Source organism: Hymenobacter chitinivorans DSM 11115, assembly GCF_002797555.1.
Taxonomy (GTDB): Bacteria; Bacteroidota; Bacteroidia; order Cytophagales; family Hymenobacteraceae; genus Hymenobacter; species Hymenobacter chitinivorans.
In genome coordinates this window covers 1-13,328 of the sequence record NZ_PGFA01000003.1, presented here as the reverse complement: position 1 = coordinate 13,328, position 13,328 = coordinate 1, and the positions used below count along the sequence as shown (strand labels likewise).

13 protein-coding genes are annotated in these 13,328 nt (G+C 61.6%); 9 read left to right on the top strand and 4 right to left on the bottom strand.

The window, feature by feature from the left end; translation table 11 throughout:
- The first annotated feature begins 161 nt into the window (after positions 1-161).
- From CLV45_RS17080 to CLV45_RS17065, 4 genes are all read left to right on the top strand, one after another.
- Positions 162-2,315 (top strand): M13 family metallopeptidase, encoded by a 2,154-nt coding sequence (locus tag CLV45_RS17080; protein ID WP_100337699.1) that lies wholly within the window; start codon positions 162-164, stop codon positions 2,313-2,315.
- Positions 2,316-2,518: 203 nt separating this feature from the next.
- Positions 2,519-2,776: a hypothetical protein gene (locus tag CLV45_RS17075; protein WP_100337698.1), complete on the top strand. Its 258-nt coding sequence runs from the start codon at positions 2,519-2,521 to the stop codon at positions 2,774-2,776.
- A 111-nt stretch (positions 2,777-2,887) separates the two neighbouring features.
- Positions 2,888-3,862, top strand: a complete 975-nt coding sequence (locus CLV45_RS17070) for an alpha/beta fold hydrolase (RefSeq protein WP_100337697.1) — start codon at positions 2,888-2,890, stop codon at positions 3,860-3,862.
- A gap of 49 nt (positions 3,863-3,911) precedes the next feature.
- The gene (locus CLV45_RS17065) at positions 3,912-4,343 is read left to right on the top strand and encodes a hypothetical protein (protein ID WP_100337696.1); all 432 of its coding nucleotides are present in this window, start codon (positions 3,912-3,914) and stop codon (positions 4,341-4,343) included.
- Here the strand turns inward: CLV45_RS17065 and CLV45_RS17060 are convergent.
- From CLV45_RS17060 to CLV45_RS17050, 3 genes are all read right to left on the bottom strand, one after another.
- On the bottom strand, positions 4,340-4,879 hold the full coding sequence (locus CLV45_RS17060; RefSeq protein ID WP_100337695.1) for an NADPH-dependent FMN reductase: 540 nt from the start codon (positions 4,877-4,879) through the stop codon (positions 4,340-4,342). The genes CLV45_RS17065 and CLV45_RS17060 overlap by 4 nt on opposite strands.
- A gap of 121 nt (positions 4,880-5,000) precedes the next feature.
- On the bottom strand, positions 5,001-6,407 hold the full coding sequence (gene aspA / locus CLV45_RS17055; protein WP_100338239.1) for an aspartate ammonia-lyase: 1,407 nt from the start codon (positions 6,405-6,407) through the stop codon (positions 5,001-5,003).
- 174 nt (positions 6,408-6,581) lie between these two features.
- Positions 6,582-7,442: a helix-turn-helix domain-containing protein gene (locus CLV45_RS17050; RefSeq protein WP_100337694.1), complete on the bottom strand. Its 861-nt coding sequence runs from the start codon at positions 7,440-7,442 to the stop codon at positions 6,582-6,584.
- 144 nt (positions 7,443-7,586) lie between these two features.
- Between CLV45_RS17050 and CLV45_RS17045 the strand changes: the two genes are divergently transcribed.
- From CLV45_RS17045 to CLV45_RS25500, 3 genes are all read left to right on the top strand, one after another.
- Positions 7,587-8,804, top strand: coding sequence for an MFS transporter (locus CLV45_RS17045; RefSeq protein ID WP_157807603.1), 1,218 nt, complete (start codon positions 7,587-7,589; stop codon positions 8,802-8,804).
- A gap of 46 nt (positions 8,805-8,850) precedes the next feature.
- Positions 8,851-9,186 carry an ASCH/PUA domain-containing protein gene (locus CLV45_RS17040; RefSeq protein WP_100337692.1) on the top strand — a complete coding sequence of 112 codons (336 nt, stop codon included), beginning with the start codon at positions 8,851-8,853 and terminating at the stop codon, positions 9,184-9,186.
- 62 nt (positions 9,187-9,248) lie between these two features.
- Positions 9,249-9,374 carry a hypothetical protein gene (locus CLV45_RS25500; protein WP_262496896.1) on the top strand — a complete coding sequence of 42 codons (126 nt, stop codon included), beginning with the start codon at positions 9,249-9,251 and terminating at the stop codon, positions 9,372-9,374.
- 37 nt (positions 9,375-9,411) lie between these two features.
- Here the strand turns inward: CLV45_RS25500 and CLV45_RS17035 are convergent, their stop codons facing one another.
- Positions 9,412-10,458 (bottom strand): LacI family DNA-binding transcriptional regulator, encoded by a 1,047-nt coding sequence (locus CLV45_RS17035; protein WP_170061884.1) that lies wholly within the window; start codon positions 10,456-10,458, stop codon positions 9,412-9,414.
- Positions 10,459-10,782: 324 nt separating this feature from the next.
- Here CLV45_RS17035 and CLV45_RS17030 point away from each other — a divergent pair, with 324 nt between their 5' ends.
- Positions 10,783-11,289 carry a COG3415 family protein gene (locus tag CLV45_RS17030; protein WP_100337690.1) on the top strand — a complete coding sequence of 169 codons (507 nt, stop codon included), beginning with the start codon at positions 10,783-10,785 and terminating at the stop codon, positions 11,287-11,289.
- A 171-nt stretch (positions 11,290-11,460) separates the two neighbouring features.
- Positions 11,461-13,035, top strand: a complete 1,575-nt coding sequence (gene treF, locus CLV45_RS17025) for an alpha,alpha-trehalase TreF (RefSeq protein ID WP_211289961.1) — start codon at positions 11,461-11,463, stop codon at positions 13,033-13,035.
- The last annotated feature ends 293 nt before the right edge of the window (positions 13,036-13,328 follow it).

Here is a 13,328-nt window from a genome sequence, read left to right as displayed (position 1 = left end):
GCTTGCGGCGCTGTCTTTGGCGCGACGCGCGCCAGCAGTCGGTTTTTGGGGTTTCTCCCCCGATTACGACCGCCGGAGCTGCTCGTACCGGAACCAAGCCGGCTCCTGGGTTGTCGCTCGGGGGTAGCGGCCTTTTTTCTGCCTTCCCATACATCTGCATAATGACCAACAAAAACCAACTTTTACTCGCTCTGGGTGCTCTGGGCACCGCCGCCGGCCTTACCCTGGCGGGCTGCGCCGCCAGCACTCCGGCTGCCACGGCCACCACCCCGGCTGCCGATGCTACGGCTACGGCTACGGCCACGGCCTCGACCACGACCACCGCGGCGCCCGGCTCCCTGCCCTCCGTACCCGGTGTGGGCCTGGATGTGTCCAACATCGATAAGTCGGTGTCGCCCTGCGACAACTTCTTCCAGTACGCCTCCGGGACCTGGCTTAAGAACAACCCGGTGCCCGCCGCCGAGTCGCGCTGGAGCTCCTGGAACCAGCTCATCAACCAGAACGAGACCGTCATGCGGCAGATTCTGAACGATGCCGCCGCCAACCGCACCGCGCCCAAGGGCTCGAACCTGCAGAAGGTGGGCGACTACTACGCCACGGCCATGGACTCGGTGGGCATTGATACAGCCGGCCTGAAGTATCTGAAGCCCGAGCTGGACCGCATTGCCGCCATCAAGGACCTGAAAGGCCTGCAGACGGCCCTGAGCCGCCAGCAGATGCTGCAAACCCGCTCGGTGCTGGGCCTGGGCGTACGCCAGGACCGCAAGAAAAGCACGGAGTACGCCGTCTATATGTCGCAGGGCGGCCTGACACTGCCCGACAAGGACTACTACCTCAAGGACGATGCGCGCTCCAAGCAGATCCGCACGGCCTACCTGACCTACCTGACCAACATGTTCCGGCAGCTCGGCGACAACGAAGCCACCGCCGCCAAGAACGCCAACACCGTGATGCGCCTGGAAACGCGGCTGGCCAAAGCCAGCAAGGACCGCGTGGCCCTGCGCGACCCCTACGCCAACTACAACAAGATGACGGTGGCTGAGGCCAACCAGCAATTTCCCAACCTGGGCGTAACCAGCCTGCTGCAGCAAGTGGGCCTGGGCTCGGCCAAGGAAGTTATTGTGGGGCAGCCCGAATTCCTGAAGGAAGCCAGCACGGCCCTCAAGCAAGAGCCGCTGAATGACTGGAAAACCTACCTGCGCTGGCACGTGACGAACTCGGCCGCATCGGCTCTGCCCACGGCTTTCGTGGATGAGTCGTTCCGCTTCAACCAGGTGCTGACCGGCGCCAAGGTGCAGCAGCCCCGCTGGAAGCGTATGCTGCGCGCCACCGACGGCGCCCTGGGCGAAGCCTTCGGCCAGCTCTACGTGGACAAGGCCTTTGCGCCCGAAACCAAGCAGAAGGCCCTGGAAATGGTCGGCAACATCAAGTCGGCCATGGCCGAGCACATCCAAGGTTTGGAGTGGATGAGCGCCGCCACCAAGACCGAAGCCCTGAAGAAGCTGAACGCCTTCACCGTCAAAATCGGCTACCCCGACAAGTGGAAAGACTACTCGGCCCTGAATATGTCGCGCGAGTCGTACCTGCAGAACGTAATGGCCGCCCGCATATGGGAGTATAAGGACAACGTGAGCAAGTACGGCAAGCCGATTGACCGCGGCGAGTGGGGCATGACCCCGCCCACGGTGAATGCCTACTACAACCCGTCGATGAACGAAATCGTGTTTCCGGCCGGTATCATGCAGCCCCCGTTCTTCGACCCCAAAGCCGACGACGCCGTCAACTACGGTGGCATGGGCGCCGTAATCGGCCACGAAATCACCCACGGTTTCGACGACCAGGGCCGGCAGTCGGATGCTGAAGGCAACCTGCGCGACTGGTGGACCAAGGAAGACGCCGACAACTTCACCAAGCGCGCCGACATGGTGGGCGGGCAGTATTCGGCCTTCTCTCCCCTGGATTCGGTGTTCGTGAACGGCAAGCTCACGATGGGCGAAAACCTGGCCGACTTCGGCGGCTTGGCCCTGGCCTACTCGGCCCTGGAAAAGCAACTGGAGAAAAAGTACGGCGCCAACGCCCGCCCCAACTACGACGGCTTCACGCCCGAGCAGCGCTTCTTCCTGAGCTGGGCCCAGGTGTGGCGCACCAACGCCCGCCCCGAATACCTGCGTCAGCAGGTGCTCACCGACCCGCACTCCCCGGCCCAGTACCGCACCAACGGCCCCCTGCAGAACATGACCCAGTTCTACGAGGCCTTCGGCTGCAAGGAAGGCAAGATGGTCCGCGCCGAAAACCAGCGCGCCAAGATTTGGTAACTGTGAAGTGGTGAACTAGTGAACTGGTGAGTTGTCGTTCTAGTTGCGCCGCTCTGCGCTAGCCGAACAAAAAACTCACCACTTCACCTAGAAAGGCGTTTCGGATTATCCGAAACGCCTTTTTTGCGTTTCAGGGCCCGCCGCCAGCCAACCTCACTCACCGCGCCGGCCGTAGAACGGGCTGCACCAACGCAGTACCCGCCATGCCCTTGCACCCTCAGCTCGACCAGAAGCTCAGCAAGCTCTACGAGCCCTCTACCCGCATCGACGACGTATTTAAAGGGCACGACATCACCTTCGTGACCAACGACCAGGGTGAGCCGGTGATGCTCTTTATCGGCCGACGCAAACCCAACGGCGCCATTGCCGGCGAGCGGTACGTGCGCACTATCAAGCGGCAGCCCGGTACCCAGCAGGTCTTGTCGAGCCACTGGGATTTGAAGGGCAAAACCCAGGGTTAGAACGGAAAGCTACAGGCTAACTAGACCAGAAGCAGCTGAATAGCAGCGAAGAGACTATAGGGAATTCCTATATTCAGCCCCAGCTTCTTCGCCATCTATTCTTCTATCCGAATGTCAATTGCTTCTTCTCAACTCCGCCTGCGGGCCTGGTTTCTGGTCGTATTCCTTATGTGGGCCACCGCCAACCCGGCTCCCGCCCAGCAAAAAGCAGCCGGCCTGGCCAACGGCACGCCCACTATTACCACCACCGATGGCGTGCAGCTCTACACCAAAGTGGCCGGCAAGGGTCTGCCCTGCGTGTTCGTGCACGGCGGCCCCGGCTCGGGCAGCTACGCCATTGAGGCCCTGGCGGGCAAAACGCTGGAGCAGAACTTCCAGATGATTTACCTCGACCAGCGCGGCAGTGGCCGCTCGGCCTCCGACCCCGCGAAAAACTACGCCATTGAGCGGCTGGTGCAGGACCTGGAAGAGGTGCGCCAGCAGCTTCACCTCGACAAGTGGGTGGTGATGTCGCACTCCTTCGGCGGCATCATTGCCACGGCCTACGCCAGCAAATACCCCGAGCGGGTGCAGGGCCTGGTGTTGGTCAACAGCATCCTGAACCTGCCCGCTTCCATGGAAAGCACCGCCGCCAACGGCTATAAGCTGCTGCCCGAAGCCAGCCGCCCGCCCCTGGACCCGGCCGCGCCCCTGCCCCAGCGCTTCGGCATGGTGATGGGCCTGCTGGGGCAGCAAGGGCTGATGAACCGGTTTATGTACGCCAACGACTCGACGCCGGCCCGCCTGAGCCGCGTGATGAAGGGCGTGCCCGCCAACCGTGACTTTGCCACCACGCTATTTCAGGGTCCCGCCATCCAGGGCTACGTGCAGGATCTGACGCCGGCTACGGCCGCGCTGAAAATGCCGGTGCTGGTTGTCTCGGGCCAGGACGACTACATGGTGGGCCCCGAGCATTACAAGTCGTTTCAGTTTCCCAACCAGCAGGTTGTCGTAGTACCCGGCCGCCATTATGCCCTTATTGAAAGTCCCACCGAGTTCAACCAGGCCCTGGTGAGCTTCCGCAAAAAGCTGCCCCGCAAAGCCTAAGCAAGCTGCCCGGCCGGAATCTGCGTAAGTTGCGGCCCAAACCCACCCAATGAGCGCCGACCTGACTTCCGACCTGCTGGACCTGACCTACCGCGCCGACCTGGACATTCTGGTGGGCCGCTGGGGCTACCAGCCTGCCGTAGAGCAGCTGCCCGCCGTGTATGAGCAGCTTCGAAAGCAGGGCCAGGAGTCGGGCTGCCGCTTCTGGCTGCAGGATATCCGCCGCCGTAGCTTCAACGACCCGGTTACGACGCAGTGGCTGCTCACCAAGTTTTTTCCCGCTATGGGCCGGCAGCTGGGGGCTCAGCTCTGCGTGGCGTACCTGGCCAGCCCCACCCTGAAGGAGGCTATTATGGCCGGGCCGAGTTTCCGTACTCCCGAGTTTTACGACCAGCAGCCCTTCGTCGTGGCCTTTTTCGGCGACGAGGGCGAGGCCATCAGTTGGCTGCACGAGCGGCAGCGCCGCCAGGCCTTGGGCTAACCCTGCTGCTGGCAAGCCTGCCCGAGCGCGGCCACTACCCGCTGCAGCTGCTGCCGGGTGGCCGCATCGGTTACCTCGCCGGTGGCGCTTAGTTTGGTGCGCACCCCCGGTATGAGCAGGCTGGCTTCTTCCACAATCTGTGTATTCAGCGCCGTGAGGGTCAGCTGCAGGGCAGCGTGGGCTTTGTCGCCGCCCAGGAAACTGGGCGAGGCACTCATGATGGCCACCGGTTTATTAGTCAGCAGGGTCGTGGAAACCGTCCAGTCCAGGGCATTTTTAAAGGCGCCGGGCATCCCGTAGGCGTACTCCGGCGTGCAAAATAAAATACCGTCGGCGGCGGCCAACCTCTGTCGTAGCGTGGTTACGGCCCTGGGCAGCGGCTCCGCGTCCAGCTCGGGGCTGAAGTGGGGTAAGTCGGCCAAGCCTTCGTAGAAGCCAAACCGGACGCTGGCTGGGGCCAGGGCCGCCGCGGCGCGCAGCAGCTGGCCGGTGGTAGAGGCGGGGCGCAGGCTGCCGCCAAAAGCGAGAAGGTGCATCGAAGAGCAGTAAAGACAAGGAACGAAGTAATGGGAATCAGAGAAGGCAATCTGCTTAAAAAGCCAATGGGCAGCCCGCGCGAAACGAGCTGCCCATTGGCGCGGCAGAAGCCAGCCGCGGCTACTGGATAAAGTGCGGCCGAATCAGGTTTTCGAAGGTGAAGATTTCGTCCCACTTGGCCTGACTCAGCAAGCCCCGCTCAGTTACAGCCACGTCGTACACCGATTTGCCGGTGCGTAGGGCTTCCTTGGCAATTTCGGCCGAGGTTTCGTAGCCCAGCACGGGGTTGAGCTGGGTCACGATGCCGACGCTGTTGCGCACGAGCTGCTCGGCGTGGGCCACGTTGGCCGTAATACCCACCACGCACTTGTCGCGCAGGGTCCGGCAAGCGTTGGTCATGTACGAAATGGAGGTAAACAGGGCGAAGGAGATGACCGGCTCCATCACGTTGAGCTGCAGCTGCCCGGCCTCGGCGGCCATGGTCACCGTCAGGTCGGCCCCGATGACGTAGAAGGCTGTCTGGTTGACTACCTCGGGCACCACGGGGTTCACCTTGCCGGGCATAATGCTGGAGCCCGGCTGCAGGGGCGGCAGGTTGATTTCGTTGAAGCCCGTGCGCGGCCCCGACGAGAGCAGGCGCAAATCATTGCAGATCTTGGAGAGCTTCACGGCCGTGCGCTTCAGTACGCCCGAGAGCTGCACGTAAGCGCCCGTGTCGTAGGTAGCCTCAATCAGGTCGCCGGCTAGGCTCAGGTCGAGGCCGGTGATGGTGCGCAGGTGCTCGGTAACCAGCTCGGCGTAGCCGTCGGGGGCATTCACCCGGGTGCCGATGGCCGTGGCGCCCATGTTAATTTCACTGATGAGGCGGCGCGAGTCCTCAATGCGCAGCAACTCCTCGCGCAGGTTGGTAGCAAAGGCCCGAAACTCGTCGCCCATGCTCATCGGCACGGCGTCCTGGAGCTGGGTGCGGCCCATTTTGAGCACGTTCCGAAACTCCTCACCCTTGGCAGCAAAGGCATCGGCCAGGTTGCCCAGGGTTTGGGCGTAGCCGATCAGCTTGTTGCTCAGGGCAATGCGGAAAGCCGTAGGGTAGGCGTCGTTGGTGCTCTGGGAGCAGTTGACGTGGTTATTGGGGTGGCAGAACTCGTACTGGCCCTTGCGGTGGCCCATCAGCTCCAGGGCCACGTTGGCAATAACCTCGTTGGCGTTCATGTTGACCGAGGTACCGGCCCCACCCTGAATCATATCGGTCAGGAACTGGTCGTCGTACTGGCCGGCGGCTACTTTGTCGCAGGCCGTGGCAATGCAGTCGGCAATGGCGGGGTCGAGCACGCCCAGGTCCCGGTTGGCCAAGGCCGCAGCTTTCTTCACGTAGGCCAACGACTGCACGAACAGGGGCTCAGTGCGCAGCGGAATACCGGTGATGTTGAAGTTTTCGAGGGCCCGCAGGGTCTGGATGCCGTAGTACGCGTCGTTGGGAATGCTCCGCTCGCCAAGGAAGTCGTGTTCAAGCCGGGAATTTGTCATGGGAAATGCGTTCAGGGGGTAGGCTCCTTCTACGGGAACGGAGGAGCTTGGGCGGGAAATGTAGGTCAACTGGTAATAACAGCGGAAGCCAGAAAATGGCTGCCGGCAACGACGGCCGTTACCGGGCCGCAAAGTTCAGCATTTTTGGTGGGCAGGGGCCCAAGTAGCTCGTCTTTAGCTCACCAGTACCGCGCCCTTTTGCTCCCGGTAGGCCGAGGGCGTCAGGCCGGTGAGGCGGCGGAAGGTGCGGTTGAAGTGGGACAGGTTGTTGAACCCGCTGGCGTAGCTGACTTCCGTAATGGGCAAATCCTGCAGCAGCAGCAGCCGGGCGTGACTAATGCGGTATTCCTGCAGAAAGTTGGTGAGCGTCTGGCTGGTCATCTTCTTGAAGTAGCGGCAAAACGCGGGCACCGACAGGTTAGCCACGTCGGCCAGATCCTGCACCGTAATGGGCTCGGCAAAGTGCTCCTGAATGTACTGGTAGATGCGGCCCAGGCGCTTTTGCTCTTTCACCTGCACGCCCGAGCCGCCCATATCGGCGTGCAGCTCGGTCACGTCGGCAGCATCGGCCAGGGTGTAGAGCACCTGTAGCAGCGTAAGCAGGCGAATGGGGGCCGGCTGCTCCATCATCCGGCGCAGGGCATCACCCACGGCCGCGCGGGTATCAGGCCCAAATGAGAGGCCCTGCACCGAGCGCACGAAAAGCTGCTGCACGGCCGCCAGCTCGGGCCGCTGCAGGAAAGTCTCGCCCAGGAAGTCGGCCCGCAGCTGCACCACCACCTGCTCGAAGGGGCCGTGCTGCTCGTGGCTGAAGCTCAGGTGGGGCAGGTTGGGGCCCATAAAGAGCAGCTCGCCGCCCTCGTAGCGCGACACGTGCTGCCCGATGTGGCGCCGGCCGCTGCCCTGTGGAATGTAGAGCAGCTCGTATTCGGGGTGGTAATGCCACAGGATTCCCCCTTCCTCGGCTTCCGTGTAATGCAGCAGCCGGAAGGAGCTGCCGGCCGAGGGCTGGATTGGTTCGAACTCGAGCTTCATACTTTGTTAACCCAGAAATGCTTTGCGGAATCGTTTTCGGGACAAATTTAGGTAAAATAGTATTACAAGTGGCTAACCTGTGGGTAGTCAGAGCGTTATACAGGGCCTACCTTTGCCCTCGTAATCTGCCAAGTTATGCCGCGTATGCTGACTCCCCGCCCGGAGGCGCCGGTTTCCCCGAACCGTGCCCGCTGGGCGGTAACCCTGGTTTTCTTTCTGCACGGCTTGCTCTTCGCCAACTGGGCCGCCCGTCTGCCCGAGCTCGAGCATCACTACGGCATCGAGCACCGGGAGCTGGGCCAGGTGTTGTTTTGTAATGCCCTGGGCGCCTGGGGCGCTATGCCGCTGGCCAGTTGGCTGCTGCCCCGCTTCGGCAGCCGCCGCCTGACGACCATCGGGGCCCTGCTGTTTTGCGCCTTTATTCCCGGCCTGGCGTTGCTCGATAGGGTAGACCATCTGATGGCCCTGTTTCTGGCCTTGGGGGCGGCTACTGGCTTGCTTGATGTAGCCATGAACTCCCAGGCTATCCAGGTGGAGCAGCGGTACCCGCGGCCCATTATGTCGTCGTTTCACGCGGCCTTTAGCCTCGGCGGCATGCTGGGCGCCGGCGCCGGGGCGCTGGGTGCTCATCTGCACTGGTCCTATGCAACGCACCTGCTAAGCTTTTCCGCCGTCAGTCTGCTGCTGGTCGGCGCCGCGGCCACCCAGCTGCTGCCCGTTGAGCAAGCAGTTTCTGAAACTAATGAGGCTGCCGCTACGCCGGCCGGTTTCCGCTGGCCCAGCCGGCTGGTAGTAGGGCTGGGCATCGTCGCCTTTTGCTGCATGCTGGGCGAAGGTGCCATGGCCGACTGGAGCACGATTTACTTGGTCCAGGACACCCACGCCAGTGCCGCCCTGGCCCCGCTCGGGTACGCAGCCTTTTCCCTGGCCATGGCCACGGGCCGTGTGCTGGGTGATGCGGCGGCCTTGCGCTTCGGGGCCCAGCGGCTGGTGGTGGCCGGCGGTTTGCTGGCCTTGGTTGGTCTGCTGGGCCTGCTGCTGGTGCCACTCCCGGCCGTGGGCATCGGTGGGCTGGCGCTGATTGGGCTGGGCCTGTCCACGGTTATTCCCACGGTATTCAGCGCCACCGGCCAGCAGTCTGATATGGCGCCGGCCGCGGCGCTGGGCCTGGTTTCGACCATCGGCTACGGGGGCTTTCTGCTGGGGCCGCCGGTTATCGGCTGGCTGGCCGATGCCCTGACGTTGCGCTGGGCCCTGGGTATTGTGGCCACGCTGTTCGTGGTGCTGGTAGGAGTGGGGCTCACTCTGCGCCTGACTTCCCGCGTCCGCGCCGCGCACTTGGAACCCGTGCTGGTTGGCTAAAGTGCCGCTGACCCGCACGGTAGTATCACCCTAACGTCTTCTCCTCATGAAAACTGATAACACATCTACCGGCCAACCCAGGAGCCTGACTTCGCGCCAAACGCACGAGCTCAAAACCTGGCCCGCCTGCTTTGCCGCCGTCGAGTCGGGCGCCAAACCCTTCGACGTGCGCGAAAACGACCGAAACTACCAGGTCGGCGACGTGCTGCTGCTGCGCGAGTACGAGCCCGAAACCGAGCAGTACAGTGGCCGCACCCTGCTCCGCTCGGTCAGCTACGTGCTGCTGGGCGGTTCCTTCGGCCTGGAAGCCGGCTGGTGCGTGGTGGGCTTCGGGGCGCTGCCGCCGCTGCCGCCGGGCATCAACGACACCAAGCTTTGGTAGCGTCCCCGTTTTTTTCGCTGCGGCCCAGGCTGCGGCGGTTTTAGTCACTTAACTCACTCGCCATGCATTTTCTCCCCGTCTGGTACCTTTCCCCCGCCGATTCGTTGCGCGCCCTGCGGCAGGCCAAGCTCTTCTGCCTGCGCACCATCCCGTATTTGCTGAAAAACAAAAAAGCCTGGTCGTACTAAACCAGGCTTTTTACTTCTCTTAAGTACCCGGAGCCGCTTAGGCTTTGGTTTCCTGCAGCAAGTCGCTGCGCAATGACGATTCCCGAATCAGCAGGTTGGGCTGCAGCACCACTTGCCGGGGCGCCACCTTGGTCGGGCCTTCGTTAATCAGCTCCAGCAGCATCTTTACGGCCGTGCGGCCCATTTCCTCGCAGCGCTGGTCTACCGAGGTCAGCATGGGTTCGGTTAGCGAATCGAATAGCTCGTTGCTAAAGCCGGCCAGGGCCACATCCTGCGGAATGCGTAAGCCGCGGCGTTTAATAATTTGCATGGCGCCCACCAAAGCCAGGTCGTTGCACGAAAACACGGCGTCGAGCTGCGGAGCCTGGTTGAGCAAGCACTCCATGCCCTGCCGCCCATCCTGAATGCGCAGGTCGCTGAAATTAACCAGGGCCGGATCTACTGGCAGCCCGTTGTGACGTAGCGCATCGGCGTAGCCCTGGTAGCGGTTACGGCAGATATTCAGGTGCTGGGGCCCGCCCAGGTGGGCAATTTGCCGGCAGCCCTGCTCAATGAGGTGGCACACGGCCTCGTAGCCGCCCTGGTAGTCGTTGAGCACTACGGCACTCACGTCTTGGCTTTCCACTACCCGGTCAAAAAACACCATAGGAATGCCCCGGCGCCGGATTTCTTCCAGATATCCAAAATCGTGGGTCGAGAGCGACAAGGACAGCAGAATACCGTCTACCTGGGCGTTGAGCAAGGTTTCGACGTTCTTTTGCTCCTGGGCCGCGTCTTCATTCGACTGGCAGATCATCACGTTGAAGCCCGCCTGGGTGGCAATGGTTTCGATGCCTTTCACGACGAGGGCGAAAAACTGCCCGTCGATGTGGGGTACCACTACGCCCAGCGTGTTGCTGCGGCCCTTGCGCAGGGCGGCGGCCAGCTGGTTGGGCTGGTAGTTCAACTGGCGGGCCAGCTCCCAGACGCGCTTTTTCGTCGCGTCGCTGATGCGACTATGGTCACTCAGCGCCCGTGATACCGTCGAAACGGATAGGTTGAGCTGAGCAGCTAAATCGGATATGGAAGCGCGATGAGTAGACACAAGAGCAGGGGAATAAGCGGCAAGTTCGCACAAATCAACCAACCGGCCGACCTAAATCATCGGCCGGCCCTTCAAGAACCGCCGAAATCAACCAGTAGTTCAGGCGCCAAAACGGGCTGTAAAATTTACTGTCGGCTAATTGCTGCTCGGGTGGGAGTGGGGCGGGGCGGCAAGATGAATATATGTGCACAATTGCGCAAACGTTTGCACAATTGTTTTCAACTTCCTACATTCGAGCCGTTAAAAATACTGGTTGGCAGACTAGGCCCGGGAGGCCCTTTCAGCCAGGAGTTTATTACCAGCCGCACTCGTCCGTACTAGTCCATGGGTCGTCATCGTCACTCTCTGAGCCTGTCCCGCAAACAGCAGGCTTACCTCGCCGATTTTATCAACTCTGATATCCTCTCCAAGCAGCAGCGCAACCGCGCCCAGGTGCTGCAGCACTGGATTGCCGACCTGTCGGTGCAGGAGTCGGGGGAGCTGCTGGGTCTGAGCATCGACCGGGTGTACAGCATGCGCCGGGCATTTTCCCAGCAGGGCTTCAAGGACTATCTGCACGCCGTGCCGCGTTGCGGGGCGCCCAATAAGCTTACGCCTAAGCTCGAAACTCTGCTGCGTCGCCTCACCCAGCAGGCCGAGGCCAAAGGCAAGCGTCTAACCCTGTCTCTGCTTGCCAAGCGCGTTGTGGAGCTCGGCTACGCCGACCGGATCTGCACCGTCACCGTGCAGCGGGCTCTCAAGCAGGTGAAAGCCGCCCAACTCACCACTACTGACCAGCCGGCCTACGCCCTCGTGCAAAGCTCCCGCCTCAACGCAGAGCAGGCCGCCTAGTCTGTTATAGTATCTCCTTTAGAAGCCAGCCCGAGCCTTGTCTCGGGCTGGCTTTTTGTTTGGGCTCCAAGCACGGGGTACGATGGGGGAGGGGAGCCGCGTTTATTGGCAAAGCCGAAAACTAGCCCAGCTGGCTGCGCTTTGCGTACAGCAGTACTTATTGGCCTTCTGATGCGTCAACTGCTGCTCTCCACTCTCTGCTGGCTTCTGCTACAACCCTGCGTAGCTCAAGTGCGGCCTGCTACTCCCCGCCAGCTTTTTCCGGGCTTGTTTGAAGCCGTCCAACTGAGCCACGTATTCACCGATGGCAAAACCTTCGTCGATGCCACGCCTCTGCAGCCGCCCGCCACGATTCTGGCGGCCTGGAATGCGGAAAAGCAACGCCCCGGCTTCGACCTGCGGCAATTCATCCAAGCACACTTTCAGCTCCCTTCAACTACTGCCGCCGAGTACCGCAGCACGGTGAGCCGGGGCCTGCACCACCACCTCGACACGCTCTGGACCGTGCTGCAGCGTCCGGCCACGGGCACTGTACCGGCGTATTCCTCCCTGCTGCCCCTGCCCAAGCCATATCTGGTACCCGGCGGGCGTTTTCGGGAGGTCTACTACTGGGATTCGTATTTCACCATGCTCGGCCTACGTGAAGCCCACCGCCTCGACCTAGTGCGCAGTATGGTTGATAATTTTGCCTTCCTGATCAAGCAATACGGCTTCGTGCCCAACGGCAACCGTACCTACTACTTGACCCGCTCTCAACCACCCTTTTTCTCTCTCATGGTGGAGCTGCTAGCCCAGGAGCAGGGCGACACCGTATTGTCGCGCTACCAGCCGCAACTGCTGCAGGAATATGCTTACTGGATGCAGGGAGCTGATTCTCTGGCACGCGGCCACGCCATTCGGCGCGTAGTTCGTTTACCCGGCGGCGAGTTGCTTAATCGATATTGGGACTCCAGCGCTGAGCCCCGTGAAGAGTCCTATGCCGAAGACGTAGCCGCCGCCCAAGCCAGCCACCGGCCCGCTCCGGAAGTCTACCAGGATATTCGGGCCGCTGCCGCTTCTGGCTGGGACTTTAGCACCCGCTGGTTTGGCCCTGCTGGCACTCTGTCCAGCATCCGTACCACCGCCCTGGTGCCCGTCGACCTGAACTGTCTGCTCTCGGCACTTGAGCAAAGTATAGCGCGTAGCTATGCCGTGCAGCACAATAAGTCACAAGCTCAGGCTTGGCAGAAAAAGGCAAAGCTGCGTCGTAAAGCCATCTTGCGATACTGCTGGAATCCACAAAAAGCCTGGTTCACCGACTTCGACTGGCAAAATAACCAACCCGCTGCAGTTATGACTCTAGCCGGAGTATACCCTTTAACGTTTGGAATTGCTACCACCCGACAGGCCCAACTCGTAGCCGAGAGCTTGCAGAAAAGCTTTCTGCAAAACGGGGGACTTCAAACTTCGCTTAGCCAGAGTGGGCAGCAGTGGGACTCGCCTAACGCCTGGGCGCCACTGCAGTATCTAGCTATTACAGGGCTCAACCGTTACCATCACGTTGCGCTTGCCGATACTATCAGTACGCGTTGGGTAAGACTCAACACCAGAGTATTTCAACAAACCGGAAAGCTGCTGGAAAAATATAATGTAATCAACCTCACTCTGCCAGCCGGTGGCGGTGAGTATCCTTTGCAGGATGGCTTCGGCTGGACTAATGGAGTGCTACTTGACCTGCTCAATCGACCAGCTAGTAAAACCCAGTAGCGGGCGCAAATTAGTTAGTTCACTAACCAATGCATTTCCACTCACGGCAGCGTAGCAGTTCGCTTCCCGGCCGAGTACCATGCGTCGGAGTACCGTTTGGGTCAGCGGCATTACCCGGCCTGCTCCCGGGCCGAAGCGCTGCCACCCCGGCGGGGCCGGTAGCGGGCGCCCGGAGCTCCACGGCCGGGGCGGGGGGGTGAAACGCAAAACACCCCCTCGCAGCCCGAAGTCGCGAGGGGGTGTTGGCAAAAAAGGTTGGCGGCGACCGACTCTCCCACCGGTGAAGGTAGTAC